20 protein-coding genes are annotated in these 20,933 nt (G+C 43.2%); 4 read left to right on the top strand and 16 right to left on the bottom strand.

The genetic code is table 11. The features are described 5' to 3' along the window. Positions 1 to 19: 19 nt before the first annotated feature. Positions 20 to 973, top strand: coding sequence for a hypothetical protein (locus tag A1sIA56_RS00205; RefSeq protein WP_095672965.1), 954 nt, complete (start codon positions 20 to 22; stop codon positions 971 to 973). Here the strand turns inward: A1sIA56_RS00205 and A1sIA56_RS00200 are convergent. Together A1sIA56_RS00200 and A1sIA56_RS00195 are read right to left on the bottom strand one after the other, a co-directional pair. Further along, positions 970 to 1,851, bottom strand: coding sequence for an alpha-1,2-fucosyltransferase (locus tag A1sIA56_RS00200; protein ID WP_095672964.1), 882 nt, complete (start codon positions 1,849 to 1,851; stop codon positions 970 to 972). The two genes, A1sIA56_RS00205 and A1sIA56_RS00200, sit on opposite strands and share 4 nt — an antisense overlap. Further along, entirely contained in the window at positions 1,844 to 2,404 is a 561-nt protein-coding gene (locus A1sIA56_RS00195) for a dTDP-4-dehydrorhamnose 3,5-epimerase family protein (protein WP_095672963.1), read from the bottom strand. Before A1sIA56_RS00195 ends, A1sIA56_RS00200 begins: the two co-directional genes overlap by 8 nt. 18 nt (positions 2,405 to 2,422) lie before the next feature. On the opposite strand from A1sIA56_RS00195, the gene A1sIA56_RS00190 reads away from it, so the two are divergent. Together A1sIA56_RS00190 and A1sIA56_RS00185 are read left to right on the top strand one after the other, a co-directional pair. After that, a complete protein-coding gene (locus tag A1sIA56_RS00190; protein WP_095672962.1) occupies positions 2,423 to 3,295 on the top strand; it encodes a sugar nucleotidyltransferase in 873 nt (290 codons plus the stop codon). Positions 3,296 to 3,299: 4 nt separating this feature from the next. Further along, positions 3,300 to 4,919, top strand: coding sequence for a glycosyltransferase family 61 protein (locus A1sIA56_RS00185; RefSeq protein WP_095672961.1), 1,620 nt, complete (start codon positions 3,300 to 3,302; stop codon positions 4,917 to 4,919). Between the two features lie 23 nt (positions 4,920 to 4,942). Here A1sIA56_RS00185 and A1sIA56_RS07010 read toward each other — a convergent pair whose 3' ends face one another. Next, positions 4,943 to 5,389 carry a methyltransferase domain-containing protein gene (locus A1sIA56_RS07010; protein WP_095672960.1) on the bottom strand — a complete coding sequence of 149 codons (447 nt, stop codon included), beginning with the start codon at positions 5,387 to 5,389 and terminating at the stop codon, positions 4,943 to 4,945. A 154-nt stretch (positions 5,390 to 5,543) separates the two neighbouring features. Continuing rightward, positions 5,544 to 6,638 (bottom strand): hypothetical protein, encoded by a 1,095-nt coding sequence (locus tag A1sIA56_RS00175; RefSeq protein ID WP_150121981.1) that lies wholly within the window; start codon positions 6,636 to 6,638, stop codon positions 5,544 to 5,546. A 262-nt stretch (positions 6,639 to 6,900) separates the two neighbouring features. Between A1sIA56_RS00175 and A1sIA56_RS00170 the strand changes: the two genes are divergently transcribed. Next, positions 6,901 to 8,457 carry a hypothetical protein gene (locus A1sIA56_RS00170; RefSeq protein ID WP_095672958.1) on the top strand — a complete coding sequence of 519 codons (1,557 nt, stop codon included), beginning with the start codon at positions 6,901 to 6,903 and terminating at the stop codon, positions 8,455 to 8,457. On the opposite strand, the gene A1sIA56_RS00165 is transcribed toward A1sIA56_RS00170, so the two are convergent. The 12 genes from A1sIA56_RS00165 to A1sIA56_RS00110 form a co-directional block, all read right to left on the bottom strand. After that, positions 8,449 to 9,255, bottom strand: a complete 807-nt coding sequence (locus tag A1sIA56_RS00165; RefSeq protein ID WP_150121980.1) for a methyltransferase, TIGR04325 family — start codon at positions 9,253 to 9,255, stop codon at positions 8,449 to 8,451. The genes A1sIA56_RS00170 and A1sIA56_RS00165 overlap by 9 nt on opposite strands. A 96-nt stretch (positions 9,256 to 9,351) precedes the next feature. Beyond that, entirely contained in the window at positions 9,352 to 9,996 is a 645-nt protein-coding gene (locus tag A1sIA56_RS00160) for a VOC family protein (protein ID WP_095672956.1), read from the bottom strand. Positions 9,997 to 10,038: 42 nt separating this feature from the next. Then, positions 10,039 to 11,214 carry a DNA polymerase III subunit delta' gene (locus A1sIA56_RS00155; RefSeq protein WP_095672955.1) on the bottom strand — a complete coding sequence of 392 codons (1,176 nt, stop codon included), beginning with the start codon at positions 11,212 to 11,214 and terminating at the stop codon, positions 10,039 to 10,041. Further along, entirely contained in the window at positions 11,215 to 12,213 is a 999-nt protein-coding gene (locus tag A1sIA56_RS00150) for a GDP-mannose 4,6-dehydratase (protein ID WP_095672954.1), read from the bottom strand. It lies immediately after the preceding gene. Beyond that, positions 12,214 to 14,262, bottom strand: a complete 2,049-nt coding sequence (tmk, locus tag A1sIA56_RS00145) for a dTMP kinase (protein ID WP_095672953.1) — start codon at positions 14,260 to 14,262, stop codon at positions 12,214 to 12,216. 73 nt (positions 14,263 to 14,335) lie between these two features. Next, positions 14,336 to 15,496 (bottom strand): polysaccharide pyruvyl transferase family protein, encoded by a 1,161-nt coding sequence (locus tag A1sIA56_RS00140; RefSeq protein WP_095672952.1) that lies wholly within the window; start codon positions 15,494 to 15,496, stop codon positions 14,336 to 14,338. Position 15,497: 1 nt separating this feature from the next. Further along, positions 15,498 to 16,103: an imidazole glycerol phosphate synthase subunit HisH gene (gene hisH, locus A1sIA56_RS00135; protein ID WP_095672951.1), complete on the bottom strand. Its 606-nt coding sequence runs from the start codon at positions 16,101 to 16,103 to the stop codon at positions 15,498 to 15,500. Further along, positions 16,100 to 16,870, bottom strand: coding sequence for a HisA/HisF-related TIM barrel protein (locus tag A1sIA56_RS00130; protein ID WP_095672950.1), 771 nt, complete (start codon positions 16,868 to 16,870; stop codon positions 16,100 to 16,102). Before A1sIA56_RS00130 ends, hisH begins: the two co-directional genes overlap by 4 nt. Then, positions 16,870 to 18,063 carry an N-acetyl sugar amidotransferase gene (locus tag A1sIA56_RS00125; RefSeq protein ID WP_095672949.1) on the bottom strand — a complete coding sequence of 398 codons (1,194 nt, stop codon included), beginning with the start codon at positions 18,061 to 18,063 and terminating at the stop codon, positions 16,870 to 16,872. Before A1sIA56_RS00125 ends, A1sIA56_RS00130 begins: the two co-directional genes overlap by 1 nt. Positions 18,064 to 18,077: 14 nt before the next feature. Continuing rightward, positions 18,078 to 19,202 carry a UDP-N-acetylglucosamine 2-epimerase gene (neuC, locus tag A1sIA56_RS00120; protein WP_095672948.1) on the bottom strand — a complete coding sequence of 375 codons (1,125 nt, stop codon included), beginning with the start codon at positions 19,200 to 19,202 and terminating at the stop codon, positions 18,078 to 18,080. Continuing rightward, the gene (locus A1sIA56_RS00115) at positions 19,199 to 20,242 is read right to left on the bottom strand and encodes an N-acetylneuraminate synthase family protein (RefSeq protein ID WP_190277004.1); all 1,044 of its coding nucleotides are present in this window, start codon (positions 20,240 to 20,242) and stop codon (positions 19,199 to 19,201) included. Before A1sIA56_RS00115 ends, neuC begins: the two co-directional genes overlap by 4 nt. Continuing rightward, a complete protein-coding gene (locus A1sIA56_RS00110; RefSeq protein ID WP_095672946.1) occupies positions 20,232 to 20,918 on the bottom strand; it encodes an acylneuraminate cytidylyltransferase family protein in 687 nt (228 codons plus the stop codon). Before A1sIA56_RS00110 ends, A1sIA56_RS00115 begins: the two co-directional genes overlap by 11 nt. Positions 20,919 to 20,933: the final 15 nt, after the last annotated feature.

Genomic DNA, 20,933 nt, shown 5'->3' with positions numbered 1-20,933 from the left:
TTGCATCTATGATTGGGGCATGGCTCCAGGTCCCAAAAAACCTGTTTTGATAATTGGGTTCGTACGCAAAGAAGGCTTGGAGCGAACTCTTTATTCGTTAGTCCAAGCCGGTTCCATGGATATCTATCTGGCCATAGATGGGCCTAAGAATCTAGACCAAGCGTCATTGCAGACTGAGATGGTTAAGAGCGCGAAGAGGATTGCATCAAACTCCGGAGTAGATCTTCGCATCTGGCAACGTAATCAAAATCGCGGTTTGGCCGTATCTGTAATTACGGCAATAGATTGGTTTTTTTCTGAAGTCAATGAGGGAATCATTCTTGAAGACGATCTTTATTTCAATAAAAATTTTATAGACTTTGCAAGCCAGGCTCTAGATCATTTCCGAGAGGATCACGATACTTGGCTAATCTCAGGTAATAACTTCAACCCAAAGATTTCCAAGGTCGCAACTAATTCTTGGAGTACCTACCCACTAATTTGGGGCTGGGCCACTTGGAAATCTAGATGGGAAGTGATGCGCGCAGAATTGCTCTCTGGAGAAAGTTTAAGCAGGATGTCTGCTTCTAGAAGAGTGAAGAGTTTTTGGAGAACCGCATATCAACGTGCCACAACTGGGAGAACTGATTCGTGGGCAGCACCCCTTGCTGCGGTTCAGCGTGCAAACTTGAAATTTACTGTGGTGCCTCAATTTAATTTGGTTAGCAACATCGGCAATGATGAATCGGCAAGCCACACATCGGAGGGGAGCGCACACATGAACTTGCTGATTCCGAACAAAAAAATTTCGCACCAATTTTCTTTTCTGCATCGCAAAGAGATTTCAGAGGAGACAGATATTTTTCTTGAAGAATTCATATACAAAATATCTTGGAAAAATAACTTCTCTTATTGTGCGATGAAACTTTTTGATTGGTTGAAATTTCCCAAAAAGAATAGAAAAAAGTCCTTAGCAAGCATTTTGAGCGATTAGTGTTTAACTAGATTGACGTCGACCCATTCAGATAAACAAAGGGCCGGATCGGGATAATAGATATTTTCCTGCCTCTCCTTCCAGAAGCAGCTCCACCAACTAAAAGTTCCATGTGATGCAATAATCAAATCCGAGTTTGCCAATAAGCTCAATTCTTCTGCGTTTGTGAGTTCAAAGTCTTCGCTTATTACCTTAACGGGCGATATATCTCCAACAAAAGACGCGGCTACATTCGGTTCATCTGAAAAAATCCAAACATCTGCATTAGGATATTTCCCTAAAGCCCTTATCAATCTTTCTTTGTAGTACGAGGCATCAAGTAAAAAACTTCCGTTTTGCCAATCCCGAAAGTCTCCTAAACGAACATGCAGACCAATAATGGGCTTTCTCTCAGGGCTTCGAAATGCTGACTTGAGTTGCTCAAAAGAAGCACCCGGGCTTCGTAAAGAGAATTCTTGGGGGAATCCGAGAAGTCGTGCCTTAACTGGTATTTTGGAATTCTCATAATGGCCACCAAGGTGTATCGACTTGTTGAGCGCGCAATGAGCGCTCATAAAGGGTATAAGTTCCGATGTGGTTGGCACATCTATAACAAAATTAAATTTAATCATTAATCGAAGTCGAAGTTTTATTCCGGCCCACCGGATTAGATTCAACCCTTTTGGGGAAATCATTACTATTGGGCAGTCAATTGAATTTCCTAAGTCAAATGTACTTAGAGACTCTTCGCGAAGTCTTAATGAGCGACGCTTCTTCCTTGGAAGTAAAAAGATGATCCTCGATTGACCGTGTATAGCAGCACAATAAGCAGCATGCAGACTGTGGATTTGATTTCCAAGCCCCCCACTTCCCGAAACATAAACCACTTTTTCAGGCATAGAATTTTCCGGCAGCTAGTAGTTCGTCGAATCGCAAGGCATTTTCATCGCGCGCGCTAACAATTGGGGACTTACCCCAGATCTCTTTACAAGATGGAATCAAAGGGTTGATGTCGATTTCATCCTGATTTGGATACTCGATATTTGTTGCATAAATTGCAATGGTCTTGGTTTCGAGTGCTTGGAATGCATGAGCAAAGCCTGGAGGGATAACCAGAAGCTCCGGCTTATTTGCAGTAATTTGTAACATGCCAATCATTCCAAAAGTTTGTGAATTCGGTCTGATGTCAAGAACTGCATCTGTAACAGCACCGGAAATGCAAGTAACCAGCTTCCAATGATTCGCTTTCTCCAAAGCTCCATGGAACCCGCGCAACGATGACTGTCTATTTTCAATGTAATTAAGTTGAGTCATTGGGGGAATTGTTGGAAATCTTGATTTAAGTTCGGATTGTCGGAAGATCATCCGAAAGGTCCCCCTGTCATCTTCGTGTGGGGGGATTGGAAAAGAGAAGGGTCCATTTGAGAAGTCATTTAGATTTATTAGGGACATAAGGAATAGTATTCAACCATGCTTGGAATACTTTTGGCTGGTGGGTTTGGTACTAGGTTAGGTCCGGTCACAAGAGTGACTTCAAAGCAACTTCTTCCTATTTATGACAAACCTATGATTTATTACCCTATTTCCCTTTTGATGGCCTCGGGGATAGATCAGATTATCGTGATTACATCGCCAAGAGATTCAGCTAGATATCAAGAATTGCTCCAAGATGGAAGTCAGTGGGGGATATCAATTCAATACGTTGAGCAAATGCATCCGAATGGGCTACCAGAGGCTTTTTTACTTTGCGAAGATAAAATCAAAAATCAATCCGTGACTCTTATGCTTGGGGACAACATCATATATGGAAGTCAGGTTGGGAAAAAGCTTTCCGAGAACAGAACTGGTGATGGGGCTTCCATTTTTGGTTATCTCGTGAAGGATATATCCTCATTCGGAGCTTTTGAGATTAATCTACAAGGACAAATTACAACACTCAGAGAAAAACCTGCCGATGGTGGACAAGGGTACGCGATTCCAGGAATTTATCATTTTGATTCGAGCGTTACTTCTAGAACACGTTCTCTTTCTAAGTCTGAGCGAGGGGAACTTGAGATAATCGATCTCTTAAAATCTTACCTCGCTGACGACCTACTTAACTATTCGATACTCGATCGAGGAACTGCGTGGCTTGATACTGGAACGATTGACGACCTTGCTATGGCCTCTGAATTAGTAAGGGTGGTTCAGTCGCGTCAAGGAATGTTGGTAGGTTCACCTGACGAAGTTGCTTTTCGGAAGAATTTGATTTCTACAGAGGAATTACGTAACTTAGCTAAATCCTTTGAGGGGAGTCTTTATGGAAAGGCGTTGATGGAAATCTCACGTGAAGTGACCAATTAAGTGTATGGATCGAGAATATTTAGAAATTCAAGGCTTTGGCCTACGTCAGCATCTGTCCCAGGTTAAATGGCCATTCGATGAGAAATTGGTTTCAGTAAAAGTACATTCAAGTTCAATATTTTCAGTCTTGACACCATTTGCCGATTCCGTGAATTTTTATGAGAAGTTACCACGTACGCGACGCCTCAAGCGAAATATGTTGGCAGTTACAAAAATAACTGAATTGATTTTTTCTAGAAAATGGGCAAAATTCACGCTTCGTTATGGGCTGCCTCTCGATTTGCGAAATAACGAATCATTGGAGTTGAACATTTCTGATTTTAACTGTGCATATGTTTCAAGGGAGGTTGCCCGTTTTGGATTTCCAACGAATGAAATAGGAAATACGCTTGAATACGAGCTGAGCAGAAACTGGAAAAAATATAATCTGCTGTTCACGCGCGGACGACTAAAACTGCAATCAATAGAAATTCCGTCCCCAAAATCTAAACCGCTTGTTCACATTCCAGAAATTCCAGACCTTATAGATAAATACTTGCCCGGGAATTATTTAACAGGTTTCCTTGGTGTTCCGAAAAAAGAGACTGTAACGAGTTTCGAACGAGTGAAGTTCTGTGGTTCCGTGCATCTAAATTCTGAAAAACGGTTGAAAGAGAACTACTTTGAGAATTGGAGTTTTCTAGAATTATTTGAATCCACTGTCATCCATGGAAAAATCGCTTTCTCGGATGGAAAGTTTTATACCGGAGATGATACAAAAGTTCCTTCTTTTGGCTCTTCCTTTAATTCTTGGCCCGGATTTCTTTATCAGAGAATTGATAATACCTACGTGACAGAAGCTAAGTATCCGGTTGAGCCAGGGCTTGGGGAAGCATTCATGTTAGGGGGGACGAAAAATTGGATGCACTTTGTGATTGAGGATCTTTCTCGATTGTTTATTTTCGATTCTCTTGACCTCAGCAACGAGATTCCACTGCTTGTTTCTTCGGAATTGGGACTACAAATCTTGGAATCAATAAAGGCACTAACGTCCCGACCGATTATTCTGCTTGAACCAAATAGTTATCTTAAGGTAAAGAAGCTTCATGTTCTTCAGTTCAACAATCCACTATTCTCCACGATGGCAGGTGACCAAGAAGCCGGATTAGTTCTGTTTAACGCTGAATTATTGCACCAGGCCCGAGGCTTGTTATCAATACAAAGTGAGAGGTCGCGTCGATACCCCTCTAGGGTTTTGATTCGTCGGGAAGCGGGGTTGTTTCGGCCACTTATAAATGCCTCACAGGTACAACAAACCTTAGAAACTAGTTTCGGCTTTGAAAGTTACTATTTGTCCGACCTAAGTCTTCAAGAAATTTCTTCAATTTTTTCTGCTGCAGAAATTGTAGTAGGGGAATATGGTGCAGGGTTGGCGAATATAATTTTTTGTGCACCTGGCTGTAAGATTTTGGAACTGAGGGGCGAGCTGGAATCTGGCGCGCGGGAATATCAAGTTCTTGCACAGGCGCTCGGTTTAGATCATTCGTTTGTGATGGGAAGAAATCGATTAATTAGTAGATTTGGGATCTCTCGTGGACCGTATAAAATCCAATTGGGCTCTATAGTGAGTTTGCTAAATGAATAACACTCTGTTTCTTAAATTTTCTGTTATACCCAAATCCTATGCTGTGGGAAAAAGAACCTAGCCAAGTTCCTTCTGGCTAAACTTAGTCTTCGTCTGGTGGTTAGTTGAGTTCTATCTTGAAATTCTGAACTTGAATTTACCCAATTTTTCCAATACCTAAGTCGTTGATTTAAAATTAGTTGGTAATTAGTCGTGATTCCCGAGTAGCCACCCATTTCATTAGATCCAATAAAGAAATTGACAGTTTCGTTGGTTATAAAATTTATGTGTGTCGGGTCAGAGAATGCATCTGTATTTGGGTAATCTGGGAGGACAAATACCGCTAATCCTCCTTTTTTAAGAACTCTTGATATCTCATTCATGTAGTAAATGAATTCGTTCTCGCCATTCAAATCCCGAGATAGGTGTTCAAGCACGTCATAACTACTAGCACTATCGAAGTATTCGTTGGGGAACGGGAGTCGACTCATTCTAGTTATTCTGGAATGGTTCGTTAGATTTGGAGAATCCAGCAAATCCCTGAGAAAACCTCCTTCGACATGAAGGGGTTTCGTCTTTGGAAACCTGCACCGAAATCAAGGTGCTTGACGGGCAAAGTGATTAGTTTCCTGATTTGACTGTATTTCATTTAATAAGCGTACTAATTCTGTACCTTAAACTTCGACAGGCTTGTCGTATGAAACCAACTTTTCGGGCACGCCTAAATCTATCGGTGATTTTGATTGGTCTAGAATGTATCACATCTACTATTTTGGTCTCATTGGTCCTAGATATTCCTGTATTTACATCTCCCAATACTCTGTGCCAGTAGTGTTCATGTCGTTCAATAACTGGGATATTTTCCTTTGAGTGTATATGCAGATTTGCCAATCGATAGGAGTTCCCTCTCCATCGGACTGAAAGTGTTGATCGATTGTCACTATTTTCGGTCAGTTCAAACTTCACTTCTTTTAAATTGATATTGAAACTCGGATTCATGTATCCAGATTTTCTAATACCGCCATTATGGAGTGGGTCTTGACCAAATACCAATTGTCCATATGCCGCTCCATCGAAAAGAATGCCTTTGTCTCTTGAGGTTTCAATTGGACTACTTGGGAGTTGACCCAAGACTCCAGTGTTTAGAGCCTCTCCTAGTAGCGTCATGTCGTTGTCAATAAAATGGTTTAGCGCTAGTAATTCCTCAAGTTTGTTCACATCTGAGCACAGCTGTGAAATTGAAGGCGAAAAAAATATGCTTGCTATTCCTTGCGATTCCGAATATCTGGGTACCGCTGAACATTTGTGTTCATTTACTAAATATTTTAATACATCTCCGTCAATCATAGAAAAAACATCTGACTCCAGATGGATGATTGGCACACCTGCACGCAGTAATCTCGAGGCTACCTGCAGGGAAAGAATCCGCTCGAGTGTGAACAACCAATAACCTCCTGAAATCCTCAATAGCTCACGATTTCGGCCAATAAATCTGAGAAATGTGCTCGAACGGTCAGAAGTAGAGTATTGAATCCTATTACCTGGGAAATCTTTCCAATTTTCTGGGGAGTCTGTAATCAATACTGCTTCAGAACCGTGTAAACCGGAGAGAGCCGAATTTGCCATGTCAATTAAAATTGGCGCAGGATTATCACCTAAGTGGACGAATACAAAATATGCCGAAGGTGATTTGGTCATCAGTCGCACGTTGTCCATTTCTGGGCCTTGATTAATTGACACGACCTGTTGAGCATAAATTTGTAGAGTGCCCCGTGGGAAGCAGCAATAACTATAGAATTCATCTCATGAAGCCTTCCCTTACTTCCCTTCGCTACTATACCGAAAATGGGGAGCTACGTTGAAAATACTATTCTTCTCGCCGAACTCTGCAATCTGGCGACATTTATCCGCTGAGATTCAGATATCGTTAGAGTTAGTTGCAAATAACCACGAAGTCACTTTCTTGAGTTGCGATAGAAACTTTTCCGAATTCTGTGTTTCTATGTCAGCATTCGGATTGACTTTTGATTCATCTAGCGAGGAAAAAGCAAAGGTCTGCGATAGATGCATAAGGACCTCGAAATATATAAATGAAATTCCTTTTTTTGAAAATGTTTCAATGCCAGATCTTAGCGCATATGATCAAGAAATTTTCTTGGCAATTTCTGAAGTCAATTCAACAAATTGGCATCAATTTGAATTTGCTGGTATGCCCATAGGAAAAATGGCCGCCTATGAATTTCTACTAAATAATAAAATTGCGTCATTAGAAATTCCTGAGAAACTATTCCCAGCATACCTCTCTTCATTAAGGTATTCCATGGGAATTCTATTCTTTTCTCAAGTTTACCTCGCAGAGCATGCTTTCGATACTGTCATTGTATACAATCGTATTTACTCAGTGAATAATGTTTTCTGCCGAGTTGCAGAGAGCTTAGGGATCCCAACGTATACTTTGCACGCTGCCGGTTCAAGCGACAATCATTATTCGAAGTTTTCCCTTTATCGGGATGATTTACAAGCTCTCACAATTAACAATTCCGCCGAATGGGCGGTTACTAAACAAATTGCCTTGAATAAACAAGAGTCGAAATTAGTTGTTAATCATTTCCGTGGCCTATTGAGCGCAACTAGTCCATGGGTATATTCCAGCAAATTCAAGGGATCTCCTTCTTTGGAGTTACGGGAGAGAATGAAGATTCCGATAAACAACAAGGTTCTTTTACTCACAACGTCAAGCGCGGATGAGATCTTTGCAATCAAACTCATTGGAATAGACCCAATTAGGACTAACCTGCCGGTGATTTTCAAATCTCAACTTGACTGGATTGAATCTGTTTGCAAGTATGTCTCAAGCCGGGATGATTTGTCTGTCATTGTAAGAATTCACCCACGCGAATTCCCAAATAAGCGAGAGTCGATTGAATCTAGCAATGGTAAAAAGATTCTCGATTTGTTAGAGAAAATTTCAGGACCGAATATTTATGTGAACCTGCCTGGTGATAATATTTCGCTATACGATCTGGCGAAGACAACAAACCTTCTTCTGACTGGCAACTCTTCTGCGGGAGCCGAACTTGCGGTACTTGAAATCCCAATCCTCTGCCACGAACGTAGAAATCTGACAGCATTCCCTGAAGATTTGGCTTTTTGGGCAACAACGAAGCAAGAGTATTTCGAATTAATTCCTAAATTACTAATTTTAGAGAAAGCCCCAAAACAAGCAATATTGGCTACTCGCTGGATTAGTTTTAAAAGTTCAAGAGTTGCTCGGCCGACACGATTGTCTAAGGAAAGTTTCTTGCTCTTGGTGGAATCTTCACTCCGAAGGCCAGCTGTTAAATATGATGCCAAGGTTCCTAAGTCGTGGATTCGATTCATTTATAGAATTTTATTTTGGAGTCTAAATTTTAAGGACAATTCTGAGTTTAATTTAGTTGTCGAGAGGAATCTTCCCGGATTACATGTATTGGCCGAGACGCCAACAATTGACAGCAAACTTTTAAGTGAGTCAGATGTGATTCAGAAAATCAAGAAACTGTTGAAATACTCAAATTAAAATCGGGTTGGTCGCCAAAATGGTATATGAGTTTATTAATTTCGCACTCCTTGCACCTTCCCATCTACCTTCGTCAAATACCTTCACCTCTCGGTAGTATTTTTGGATCAAAGACAGTACTTCTTCTATTGGGACTGACTTGCATTTATATCCTTCTAGAACACTGTGGAGATTTCTTGGTGGGTGCCCAGGACCATTTGATTCAGAAAGCGAAGGCTGTATATATGAAATAGCATCTTTACCCTTAGCAAAAGGGCTTCTGGTTAAGAAGACTGTCTTTGCGTTTTGTCTCAGAAGATTTTCCAGTGAATCAAGTGGGGCGTCGGTGTACTGAAGTGCACTATTGCAAAAAATCAAATCTACGTTCCCTGTCATTTTCTTTGCTTCTTCGATGCTGGAAGCAAAGGAAAGTCCATCCCGAGAAATTCGATTTGTAAGCATTTTCACTATTTTCTCCCGTTCGACAACCACCCATTTCATCGAGATCTTCTTAAAGGTTTGTTGCGCGATTTCGAATGAGTGGCCCCCGCCACCCCCAAAATCCAGGACAGTTACAAATGAAGAGTTGTGTCGGGATTGATGGTGGGCAATTGCTGTAACAATTTTCTGATTCTCGTAAGAAGTAACATCTTTCTCATAAGCATATTCCCAATTAATATTCTTCTCGACAATCATTTGCGTAATCGTTTCTGAATCGTAGCCCGTTTTCCCAATTCCAAGCAAAGTTGCAACCCAATTCCAGAGGTTACGCGGTGCAAAATAATAGAACTTCAAGAGAATTCGGTTGCAGAGTTTCACATCAGGATAGTAAACCAAAATGGACCTGCATGATGAAATTTAACCCAGATTGTTACCAAGTCTCGCGAGTTCGATGAAACCCTGTGAGTGGTTGACTCAGTCGAGGATTACGACACCTGATGGCGTTGAAAGATGCACTGCAACAATTCCTGATTGATCATCATTTGCTGAGGGATCAACCCACTCGATATTGACATCTCCGAGTGAGGCAAGGATGTCTTCTTTAAACCATGAATCCGCAAGCTGATCTTTATCGGCAATGACAATCTTCTCAATCTCTGCCAGTGGAGTTCCGTCTTGAGAAGGGTGGTCCGTAGATAACCATTGAATAAAGAATGGAAATTCGCGAGTATCTGCGATTTCCTTTACGCCAATTTGCTTCCACTTTAAATCAGTTCCGTTTGGGCGTGTGCGATGACCTTCGATTGCATCGCGGCCAAACTTAGCTTCTATTGGTGCGATGTCCTTGGTGCTAAATACCCAAGTGAACCAACCGCCGCCTTCATTGGCTTTCTTTGAAACAGCCTTACCCCATGGAGTTTGCTCTGTAGCTGGATGATCAAGCGGACAAACTACTTCGATGTACTGGCCGTTCTTTAGTGAAGCAGTGAAGTTACGTGTTCCGAAACGTGGGTGAATCCCACCATCAACGAAGGTGCTACCAAGGCGCGAACCTAAGCGTTGAACTGTGTCGGCAAGTTGATCATGGGACGTAACATAAGAAACATGGTCTAGACGCATGGTGGAATTCTGCCGTATAGCAAGGGGTGCCGATGACCACCCTCAAGGGTTGGTTGAGAGGTATTTACGCGCTAATTGGCACATCAGCGCTTCGCAGGTCACAAGCGGAGCTGAATTGCGTGCCAGGTTTTCTCGCGCTTCCATGATGGCGTTGATTTTGTTGACGGTTGAGTGCGATGGGGAGTTAAATGCGTAGCTTTCTATTTGTTCGTGCATGTCGGTATTGATTATTGAATCTGTATTGCCCGATTGCACCATCATGACATCGCGGTAGAAAGTGGCGATGTCAAGGAGAGCGCCGTCAATGGAGTCACGGACCATGCGAGTGGAGCGTAACTTCTGTTCTTTCTCAAGTTCTTTGACTGCTTTGGCTCCGCCTGTAGCCATGCCGCGACCGGTTGCGCCTTTTCCGTAGGCTTCCTGAAGTTTCTCAACTTCTTTTTCGTCTCGCTCATCTGATGATGCATTTGCTTCGGTAGTTGCTAGATCAACGAGCGTTTGTGCTGCTTGGAATGCTGCCGCGAGTGAACCAAGTTGAAGTGGAAGCCGCAGGATTGTTTTGCGGTTACTGCGAACTGATTCATTCGTTGCTAAATACTTGGCACGACCAATATGTCCTTGGCTTACTCGCGCTGCAAAATCTGCCATGCCTGGAGCAATATGGTCACGGTTAATGAGAACGTTGGTGACTGCTTCAAGACTTGGTGTGCGCAGTTGTAGGTGGCGGCAACGTGAACGAATAGTTGGTAGTACATCGTGAAGTGTGGGTGCGCAGAGCAACCAGACTGTGCGAGTTCCTGGTTCTTCGATTGCTTTAAGAAGTGCGTTAGCTGCCGATTCAGTAAGTCGATCAGCATCTTCCATCACGACTACACGCCATCCACCCATTGATGGAGCCCATGCGACGCGACTAAGAAGTTCGCGGACTTCTTCTACTTTGATTGATAAACCTTCGGTGCGAATAATTTCAACATCAGGATGGCCGTGAGTTTTCGTTGAATTACAGTCTTTGCAGTTGCCACATCCATTGTTGGGGCAGATAAGCGCTTGAGCGAATGCAACAGCGGCTGATGAACGGCCTGACCCTGGAGGGCCGGTGAAGACCCAGGCATGCGTCATTTCTTGTGATTCTTCGCCTGTGCGAGAAGCAGCTACGGCGCCCTGAAGAATTTCAATGATGTGTTCTTGACCCACGAGAACATCAAAGACGGATGTCATTTATTCAGGCTTCCAGCTTCTATTCATTTCTCCGGTGTCAATTAATTCTAAATCGAAGTCAACCATTCTCTTTACCATTGATTCAAAAGAAACAGCGGGTGACCATTTGAGCATTTGTCTAGCCTTGTGTGAATTGCCAACCACTGAGATAACGTCTGCAGGCCGCACAAGTGCAGAATCTATTGTCAAATACTTTTCCCAGTCTTCTATTCCGACTGATTGGAAGGCCGTTGCTGCAAATTCCTTTAAAGTACGTGATTCGCCTGTAGCCAAAATGAAATCATCCGGAGAATCATGCTCAAGAATCGAAATCATTCCATCCACATAGTCCGGTGCCCACCCCCAGTCGCGCGAAATCTCAATATTTCCCAAGGTTAACGAATCTCTTTTTCCTCGAGCTATCTCTGCAACTGCTTGTGAGATTTTTCGAGTAACAAACTTAATGTCCCGAAGAGGTGACTCGTGGTTGAAGAGAATTCCGGTAGATGCAAATTGACCAAATGACTCTCGGTAGTTAACCACGAGATGGTGTGCTGCAACCTTACTTACTCCGTAAGGGGATCTTGGGTGAAGCAAGGTTTCCTCTGTTTGGGGATGGCTTTTGGGGAGTCCAAACATTTCACTGCTTGAGGCGTGATAGAAACGCGTTGAATGCATCTTGAGCTCATTAAGCGCATTTAGCCAATTAAGCGTGTGGAAAATATTGGTTTGGAGCGTGTTTTCTGAATCACTCCAGGAGTTTGCAACTGAGCTCTTGGCGCTCAAGTGATAGATCTGATCTGGCTGGTTTTTTTCCAAGAATTCCCGTACAGACGTTAGAGTGGATGAATCTAAGATTTCGGATTTAACCGCTGGGTTGTAGCTCTCCAAGAAAGCTTTTTGGTCTGCGCTTCTTACGATGCCAACAACTTTGTGCCCTGCAGCCACCAACTTCAACCCAAGAATCAATCCATCTTGACCCGCCGCACCGGTAATTACAATCTTCTTGACAGAGATCATTTACTTTCTAAATCTTTTCTTCTTGGGTTCTTCTGCGTTGCGCTTAAGTGCAGGAAGTTCTGCAACTCGAGCGATGATTTGTGCGTGAATCTCTTCAACCGTTTGTGTGCCATCGACAACGAAGTAGCGTTCAGGATCCATCATGGCGATTTGTAAGAACTCTTGTCGCACTCGTTCGTGGAATTCGGTTGGTTCTGCTTCGAGGCGATCGCGTGATTGAAGGCGACCGAGTCCGATTTCTGCAGGGACATCGATAAGGATTGTGAGTGTTGGATACAAACTTTCTGTAGCCCAGCGAGAGATGCGCGCTACTTCTGATGGATTGAGAACGCGACCTGCGCCTTGGTAGGCAGCAGATGAATCGAAGTATCGGTCGGTGATGACAACATCTCCGCGGTCAAGACCTGGGCGGATTACAGAGAAGACGTGGTGTGCGCGGTCTGCTGCATAAAGAAGAGCTTCTGCACGTGGGCTGATGATGCCAGTTTCATGTCCGAGAAGAATCTTGCGAAGATCTTTTCCAAGATCAGTGCCACCGGGTTCACGGGAGAGAACAACTGTTTCGCCTTCTTGTTCAAGCCACTTAGCAAGAAGTTGTGATTGTGTTGATTTACCGGTGCCTTCGCCACCTTCGAATGCGATGAAGATTCCCTTTGATTGTGTGCCGGTAATTGCACCGAGTTCACCTTGAAGGGCTGCGAGGATGTCTGACCAGAGAGAGACTGTTGGGCGATCTTTCATCTGGTGATAAGAAACTGAACCAATGAGCGCAGCAATGATTCCGGCGATGAGCATGGTGATCTGTGCGCCGTTGTAGTTAAGGACGATTGTTTGGAATTCATAGCGGTGCTCACCGATTGTGGCGGCGATGATTGGGGCGATTGCTAGAACTGCTACCAATGTAATGCGGATCAATGACTGTACGAAGGCGAAGGTACGGCCGCGAACATCATCGCCGACCTCCATGCCGAGCATGGTGAAGCCGGTAACCCAAGCGATTCCGCTGAAGGCTCCGAGGATCGCAACGATAAAGACAGAAAGAACAAGGTTTGAGATAAGAGCTAGAAGAACAAGGAATACACCAGATGTTGTGAGGGCTGCACCGAATAAACGGCGGCGTGAGAACTGTGCAAATACCTTAGGCCCGACTGCGATTCCAATTGCAAGACCAGTGAAGACAGAGCCGAAGAGAACACCGTATGCGGCATCTCCACCACCGAGATCGCCTACGAATGTGCGGGCAAGGCCGATAACAGCGCCAGCTGCTGAGAATGCGCCGACCATTCCGATGATGAGGCCGCGGATGATTTTAGATTCGGAGACAGCTTTCCATCCTTGAATGAGTGACTGTCCGACGTTCTCATCCTTATTTGATTTAGATGCCGAACCTTTTGGAATCTCTTTGAGGCCGCGGATTGTCCATGCGGCGAATAAGAATGAGAGTGCGTTGACATAAAGTGCGATGTCGATGGAGTTGCTTGGAATTAGTGGGCTGATTGCGGCGATTGCACCTGAAAGTAGTGTGAGGAGCGAGAAGAGAATTGCAGCAATGGGTGCGGTTCCGTATGCAGCTAAGAGTGAAACTTGATTTGCGTTCTCGAGTTTGTCGCGAGGAACAAGGTTTGGAACGGATGCTTCCTTTGCAGGTGACCAGAAGAGAGTCAGGCACTCGACGAGAATCATTGCGGTGTAGAGCCAGAAGTATGTGTGAACGATTGGAATAGATATGTAGAGAGCTGCGCGCATGATGTCGACTGAGACCATGAGGCGGCGGCGATCGAATCGATCGGCGATTACTCCGGCGATGGGGCCAAGAAATACTGCAGGAAGTAAGCGAGCGATAAAGACACCGGCGATTGCGAAGTTTGCTGTTGCGTATGAGCCGCCCGAGAGTTGTTGTGCGAGCGCCGTAGTTGCAAGAAGGCCGAGCCAATCACCAAGGGATGAGAAGACCATCGAGTTCCAGAGCTTGCGAAAGGCTGGGATTGCTAAGACGCTGCGGCGTGCATCCGGCGCTGGAGCAGCGGGGGTTGGCAGGCTTGCAGGCATGGAGTGAGTCTATCGGGCGCAGCTGATACGGCTAGAAAGGACTGTTGGAGACTCTTAGGTGGATTCATATCCTCTATGAAAAACCGTGACTTCCAAGCCAGGTTTTTATGGTTGGTTCAAAACTTGTCCTCTGTGCCCAGAGCTTAATTGGAATCTGTTGGAACGTTCCCCTAACTATTTCGCTTCCACTCAATATTTCTTCTAGATTTATTGTCAAATCTCGTGGGAAATCAGCCTGCTGGTCAACATCCAGACTCCAACTTTGAATATCCAAATCGGCGTAAAGATTGGAAATTTGAGGATAGCTCGAAATCCCAATGGTGGGAGTTCCCAACGATAATGGTATGACATTTGCGTGGAATCTCATTGCAATCATCAAATCCACACTCAAATAATTTTCAAGCGTTGTGCGTATATCCAAATTATGACTACCGAGTGGGGAAAGGGAGATTTTTTCTCGCTTTATGGCATCAGGCAGAGAGCTGATCAATTCGTAGAGTATTTCTACATCACTATAAATGTGAGGGAACAGGATGAGGCGATCAAATTCAATTTTCAGTAGAACATGCCTGATTTGAGACAGAAATTGCTCTTTGCCGTTCTTAAATCTTAAATTAGTCATATCCTGTGCAAGGTTTAATCCGATTACAACTTCTGAAATATCTTTTTTGTGGTTATGCCTAAGGTTGGAATCAGATAGGACGAAAAATCCATGATCCGGAATGACATTAAAGTTAAAATTAGAAAGCTCTGGAAAGTTTTTCCTAATGTTTTGCAGGGCTCCATCATTTCGAAGTGACAATAAATATTTGTCCGAGTTGTACAGATATTTTACAAAATCGGCGAAATAGCGCCTTGCTTTCTCTCCGACACCTTGACCGTCGTCCACCCCCAAAGCGTTGAAGAAGATTGGGGGGTGGATATCTTTGAGTAGCTCTTCTGGGAGGTCGATTGAACAACCGGTTCGGGTATTTTCAGGCCAAAGCTCAAAATAATTTCCGCCGCCAATTACAACCAAGTCGAACGCATTTAATTCTGCGACTAAATTCGCATCGAATTCCCGATTCCCTCTATAGAAGTCTCTAATTTCTATATTAGCCCAATGAATATCACTTTGGATTAATCCCGAAAACCACTTCCTGAAACCAAGATGGTTGGCCACATCTCCAAAATTGCCTTGAAAACTTGCCAGATGTGCAACGGTAATGTTCGTTTTTGAACTCGAGAGCGGCATACTAATGGTTCCCTGCCAATGTATCGATGGAATTTACGAGGATATTTAGTCCATTAGGACCGCTTTTCTCAGGATGAAATTGTATTCCTGCAACGTTCCCTAATTGAATATGAGCCGGATAGCGCTGACCTCCAAGCTCATATTCGCTTCTTATTTCGACTTCCGAATTGCTTGAAGGTTGAAAATAATAAGAATGTGCAAAATACACGAAACTTGTGTGCTCTTTATAGTGCACTATATCCCAACCCATGTGAGGAATACGATAATCGATACTTGGATTCAATCTTAAAACCTCACCAGGAATCAAATTTAGTCCAGCGGTTGAACCTCCTTCAAATCCGAGAGAGGCAAGTAAATGCATTCCCAAGCAGATTCCAAGTACAGGCTTACCCTTTTGAGCATGTTCGCAAATCGTCTCGGCTAACCCCGTTTCTTTGAGATTCTGAATTCCAGCCGCAAATGATCCAACACCTGGGAGTAAAATTAAATCGGCCATTTCTAAATCTTTAGAGTTTGAGCTTATGAAGTGGTCGACTTTAATCTCGCCTAACGCGGAACTCAGGCTTCCTAGATTACTTGCCTGATAGTCAGCGATTCCTATCTTCATTTATTCTCCTCTATTCGAATTGAAAATCCCTGGTCGCTAAGATGTTTCTTGAGAGATGAGATTTCAATCGTTTTATAGTGAAGTGCGCTTCCTATGGCCAAGCCGTCAATACCAGTTTTAAGTGCTTCTTCAGCATCTAGGAGTGACGAAATCCCACCGGAATAAATCATTGGCAGCGGAGTTAAATTTCTAGCAGTCTGCATGAGTGAAACATCAGGCCCTTTTTTAAGTCCGTCGCTGTCTACAGAGGTAACAAACACCTCTCCAATCTCTATATCTTCAATCTTTGAAAACCACTCATTAATTGAAATCTTGGAATTATTTCTCCCAGATTCCGTGAATAGAAACCAATTACTCTTTTCTTTATCGTACTTGGCCTCTATAGAACTAACTACCGCTTGCGCCCCATAGATTTCTGATATTTTAGTTAGTAAATCTATGTTTCGTGTTGCTTCTGAATTAATCCCTATTTTATCTGCACCAGATCGGAAGACCGCATTGGCTTCCTGAAGCGTCTTGATTCCACCTATAACAGTAACTGGCACTCGCAATTTGTTTGTGATGTAGGAAATCAGGTTGTATAAATGCTCTCTAGAATAAAGCGATGCCACTACGTCGACAATGACTACTTCATCAACTCCTGCGTCATAGTACGTTTGGGCAAATTGGAGGGGGTCGCCAATTTTCCTAATACCTTCTAGTTGAATGCCCTTTACAAGGAACTCGCCCTTGACATCAAGCCGTGCAATTATCCTTTTCGGGATCATCACTCTTTCCAAACAGTTCTGCGCAGTACCCACTCACCTGATTGCTGCTCCCAGAGGTGAGGAGACCTGTTTCTATCTACTACTTCAAAGAATTCGGACTTTGATAGGGAAATATAGTTGCAGAATTCTTTAAAATACTTTTCAGGGAATTCTTGGTCAAATTGCTTAACAAGAGATACACCCTCTTCTCTACTTATTTTTCCAGTTCGTATTTCCTGTGCTGCATCGTACGATGCACGTCCAAGGCCGAATTTAATCAATGTGGTGAAGTAATGAAAAGGATCAATCTTGTCATCCAAACTGCTGTACTTGGAATAAGATCCTTCGGTTCTCTCGGGTGCGGGTATGAATCCAGTATGTTCAACTGCGTAATAGAAACATTCTTGGGGATCCCATTTATGATAGTAGCCGAGGTAATGAACCTCTGATTTAAAATCAGAGGATTCCATTGGTAAGTACGGTTCGAACTCCTTCGGTTTAATATTGTGGTCTTTTACGAGCTCCTTTATGTATCGGCCACCTAATTTTATAGAATCTATTGAACTGGACTTGTAAAAACGCTCTTGCATCAACGGGGTAGAATTCTCGCTGATGGGGTTTCCATACTCCGCTTGATTTTCACCATACATAATAAGCGGGATGCCGAACTTCTCCGCGATTTTAGGACCAATAATTCTTTGTCCTACGATGAACGGTTGAAATGGGTGTAGGAGATTAATAAAGGCCTCGCGGGTCAAGACTCTGTGCAAGTTTCCATTCGGGGTAAACAAAAGATTATCCAGGCCTCCTACGTGTGACCAATTGATAAAGTTTTCCCACCCGATTTGCGTATATAAGTGTGGGGCCCAGGTTACGGTCAATGGATTCATTCCGTATTTTTCCTTAAGGACATGTGCTGTGTAAGCGCTATCCTTCCCACCGCTTCCAGGAACTACGACGTCATAACCCTGTGACCGCCGATGCCTATCAAGTAGTTCCATGAGCTTTGTCTCGCGATCCTCCCAATCAATTGTAAGGTCCTTTTGGTCTCCGAATCGGCATGCCTCACAGACGCCGTCGTCACCGAATGCAATTGTTGATTTTGCATCATCTGGTGAATTTAGAAACTCAACCGTAGATCGTGGTCGCTGATTAGATATTACGCATTTCTTACAGAAAACTACTTCTTCAGGTAGTCCAAATAACGTGTTCACATCTACTCCTTTGATTATTTTGAGACATCGACAAAAACTTTGTTTGTGTCGACTGGCCAGAAACTCTCGCTGTTTAAGATTTGGGCGAATTTAATTCCAGATTTCCCATCTCCAAAGTCTTGCTTTGGCATTCGCTCAATATTTTCAGTCGCGAGAATGGACTCCAGAATTTCTTCTTTGTCATAGCCTGTGTTTAAAATTAATTCGTTCTCATTTCGGTTTAACTGGCGAGTACCTATGTTTATTGCTGGTACACCAAAGTACGCCGCTTCTCTTACGCCGGCACTGGAATTTCCAATTATATACTTTGCGTTTTTTAAAAGTTGGAGAAAAAACTCAAACCTCATAGATGGGATATGAAGATACCTATTTCGATCACTAAGCGTTGAAAGTGCTTTTTGGACAATATGAGTACCAAGGTCGTTATTTGGCTTAATTATAATGAACTTATGACCTGAATGTTCAAGACTTTTCGTGATTTCTTCCATAATTTGATTTAAGAATTCAATTTCATTGGTAACTGGGTGAAAAATCAATACTGCATATTCCTCAAAATCAATATTATATCTTGTCTTCACCTCAGAGACGCTAGGGAGTTGACTGAACAGCATTGCATCAATATCTGGAGAGCCGATCTCATAAATCGATGATGTTTTCTCTCCCAATTGCTCCAATCGTTTTTGGGCTTTTTTATTAGACACAAAGTGCAAATGCGACAACTTACTCACGGAATGTCTAATGAGACCATCAACTGTTCCTGAAACTTCGCCTCCTTCTATATGCGCAACCGGAATATTCCGCAATACACCCACAATTGCACCCGCAAGAGCCTCAATTCGATCTCCATGCACCACAAGCAAATCAAAGTCATTGTCTGAGCACGTTTCAGATATTTGCTCAATGGTCCGGGCAAGGCAGGTTTCCATGTTTTGTCTAGGATGCTGATTCGGCAGTAAATGAATAATGCCAAGGTGGTCATCTATCACGTGAGCCACTGTTGATCCATACTGGTCCAAAAGATGCATACCTGTCACAAGGAGATGAATTTCAAAATTCCCATCAGGTTTTATAGCTTTGATGAGCGGTTTCAGTTTGCCGTAATCGGCGCGAGTGCCGGTAAGAAAGCCTATTTTTTTCATGGACGAAGCAGGACCTGGTCTGAACGTATTTGCAAATTGGGTTCAATGTCTGTCACAACTGTTGATCCAACGAGAGCATCAAATTCTTTAGGCCCAAAAGCGCCTCCATTAGGCCTTTTCAATGTTATATCTTCTCTGAGGATGACATGCCCTTTGGCTAGTTTTTTCGTCGCTACAGCAGAGGAAAATGCAAAGGCAATTGTCACATCTTCTTCGGACACCGGGAACTTCGCTCCTTTGGTTGCCTCATAAATAATTCTTGATCCCTCAATCAGTTCAGTCAATTCGGCTGGAGTCATGGAGCATACAATGTCCGGGCCGGGCCGATCTTTGGAGTCAGTGAAGTGGCGTTCTAATATCGATGCCCCAAGAGCAACCGAAGCTAAACATGGGTAATTAGTTAAGGAATGGTCAGACAATCCAAGCACAGCATCTGGGAAATTTTGTCTAAGTTCATTAAGGGCGTTGAGGCGAATCAGTTTGTCTGGAGTTGGATAAAGATTTGTGCAATGCATAAGCGCGAATGGAACACCAAGTTCTCTGAAAATTTCGACAGATGGCTGAATTGATTCAATTGAATTCATCCCAGTACTCATGATTACTGGCTTTCTTTTTTCTGCAATTGCGCGTACTAAAGGGTAGTTATTGCATTCCCCAGATCCAATTTTGAATGCAGGGACGTCCAGAGAGTCCAAGAATTCTAAAGCCTCGAATGAGAATGGGGTGCTCATATAGATTAACCCTAAATCTCGAACATACTGAGCCAGCTCTTTTTCTTCGTCCAGCGAAAGCGAACAGTTGGCGATCACTTCATAAATCGAGATTTCGGCATTTCCTGGAATAACAGTTCTCGCCTCCTGAGACATCTCAGCGTCAGGAATGTGAGTTTGGTGCTTTATAATTTCCGCGCCGGCTTTTTTCGCAGCATTGACTAACTTAATCGCTTCCGCGAGTGATCCATTGTGGTTGATGCCAATCTCAGCCACTACCAGAGGTGCGAACTCGTCGCCCACGGTTCGGCCTGCAATATCAAACTTCATAATCATTCCCTATCTTTTGCGCGATTATTAAATCGAACTCAGTATCGATATCCAAAGCATAGACCCCTGTAACAAAAATAGGTGTGGCTCCACTTACTGGAATTCCTCCATTCGTCTCAAAGTCTTGCACTGAGAATATATAGAGGGAGCCGGAAGCAATGATCGCTCTTGGGAGTGACTGTCGATTCGCGGTGGGATCTGAATTTTCTAAGTACTTTTCTACTTTTCCAGACTTGTCAAGCTTTAATGTCTTAAATGGATGTTGGTACACATCAGTTACCGCAATAACCGGATTACTATTCCGTAAATAATCTTCAATTCCTTTTTCGATCATTCCAATTTCTCGAAAAGGAGAAGTTGGCTGAAGGTAAACTATCAATACTTCGGGTACTTCGATAAATCGAGTCTGCAGCAAGAAATCTCTCACGACGTCGTCCGCGGTTGCAGAATCATTTGAGAATAAATCTGGTCGCTTTATTGGTTTACATCCCAGAGATCGCGAGAATTGGAGTATTTCGTCTGAATCAGACGATACATAAACATCCGATATCTGGATTACTTTCTGAGAGTGCAAGATAGTTTTTTCGAGCAGACTCTCACCTGAAATTCTCTGTAAATTCTTATCTTTTATGGATTTGGAACCAGCTCTCGCAGGAATCAGGGCAATGATTTTCATTTAGATATTATCCTG

This window comes from Candidatus Planktophila sulfonica (assembly GCF_002288065.1).
GTDB lineage: Bacteria > Actinomycetota > Actinomycetes > Nanopelagicales > Nanopelagicaceae > Planktophila > Planktophila sulfonica.
This window is presented reverse-complemented; position numbering and strand designations above follow the sequence as displayed.

Excerpts from the sequence above, each read along its gene's own strand:
- A1sIA56_RS07010 (WP_095672960.1), bottom strand. The coding sequence starts at position 5,389 with ATGAGTCGACTCCCGTTCCCCAACGAATACTTCGATAGTGCTAGTAGT.
- A1sIA56_RS00185 (WP_095672961.1), top strand. The coding sequence starts at position 3,300 with ATGGATCGAGAATATTTAGAAATTCAAGGCTTTGGCCTACGTCAGCAT.
- A1sIA56_RS00130 (WP_095672950.1), bottom strand. The coding sequence starts at position 16,870 with ATGATCCCGAAAAGGATAATTGCACGGCTTGATGTCAAGGGCGAGTTC.
- A1sIA56_RS00155 (WP_095672955.1), bottom strand. The coding sequence starts at position 11,214 with ATGACATCCGTCTTTGATGTTCTCGTGGGTCAAGAACACATCATTGAA.
- hisH (WP_095672951.1), bottom strand. The coding sequence starts at position 16,103 with ATGAAGATAGGAATCGCTGACTATCAGGCAAGTAATCTAGGAAGCCTG.
- A1sIA56_RS00160 (WP_095672956.1), bottom strand. The coding sequence starts at position 9,996 with ATGCGTCTAGACCATGTTTCTTATGTTACGTCCCATGATCAACTTGCC.
- A1sIA56_RS00115 (WP_190277004.1), bottom strand. The coding sequence starts at position 20,242 with ATGAAGTTTGATATTGCAGGCCGAACCGTGGGCGACGAGTTCGCACCT.
- A1sIA56_RS00205 (WP_095672965.1), top strand. The coding sequence starts at position 20 with ATGGCTCCAGGTCCCAAAAAACCTGTTTTGATAATTGGGTTCGTACGC.
- A1sIA56_RS00140 (WP_095672952.1), bottom strand. The coding sequence starts at position 15,496 with ATGCCGCTCTCGAGTTCAAAAACGAACATTACCGTTGCACATCTGGCA.
- neuC (WP_095672948.1), bottom strand. The coding sequence starts at position 19,202 with ATGAAAAAAATAGGCTTTCTTACCGGCACTCGCGCCGATTACGGCAAA.
- A1sIA56_RS00195 (WP_095672963.1), bottom strand. The coding sequence starts at position 2,404 with ATGTCCCTAATAAATCTAAATGACTTCTCAAATGGACCCTTCTCTTTT.
- A1sIA56_RS00110 (WP_095672946.1), bottom strand. The coding sequence starts at position 20,918 with ATGAAAATCATTGCCCTGATTCCTGCGAGAGCTGGTTCCAAATCCATA.
- A1sIA56_RS00190 (WP_095672962.1), top strand. The coding sequence starts at position 2,423 with ATGCTTGGAATACTTTTGGCTGGTGGGTTTGGTACTAGGTTAGGTCCG.
- A1sIA56_RS00170 (WP_095672958.1), top strand. The coding sequence starts at position 6,901 with ATGTCAGCATTCGGATTGACTTTTGATTCATCTAGCGAGGAAAAAGCA.
- tmk (WP_095672953.1), bottom strand. The coding sequence starts at position 14,262 with ATGCCTGCAAGCCTGCCAACCCCCGCTGCTCCAGCGCCGGATGCACGC.
- A1sIA56_RS00200 (WP_095672964.1), bottom strand. The coding sequence starts at position 1,851 with ATGCCTGAAAAAGTGGTTTATGTTTCGGGAAGTGGGGGGCTTGGAAAT.
- A1sIA56_RS00150 (WP_095672954.1), bottom strand. The coding sequence starts at position 12,213 with ATGATCTCTGTCAAGAAGATTGTAATTACCGGTGCGGCGGGTCAAGAT.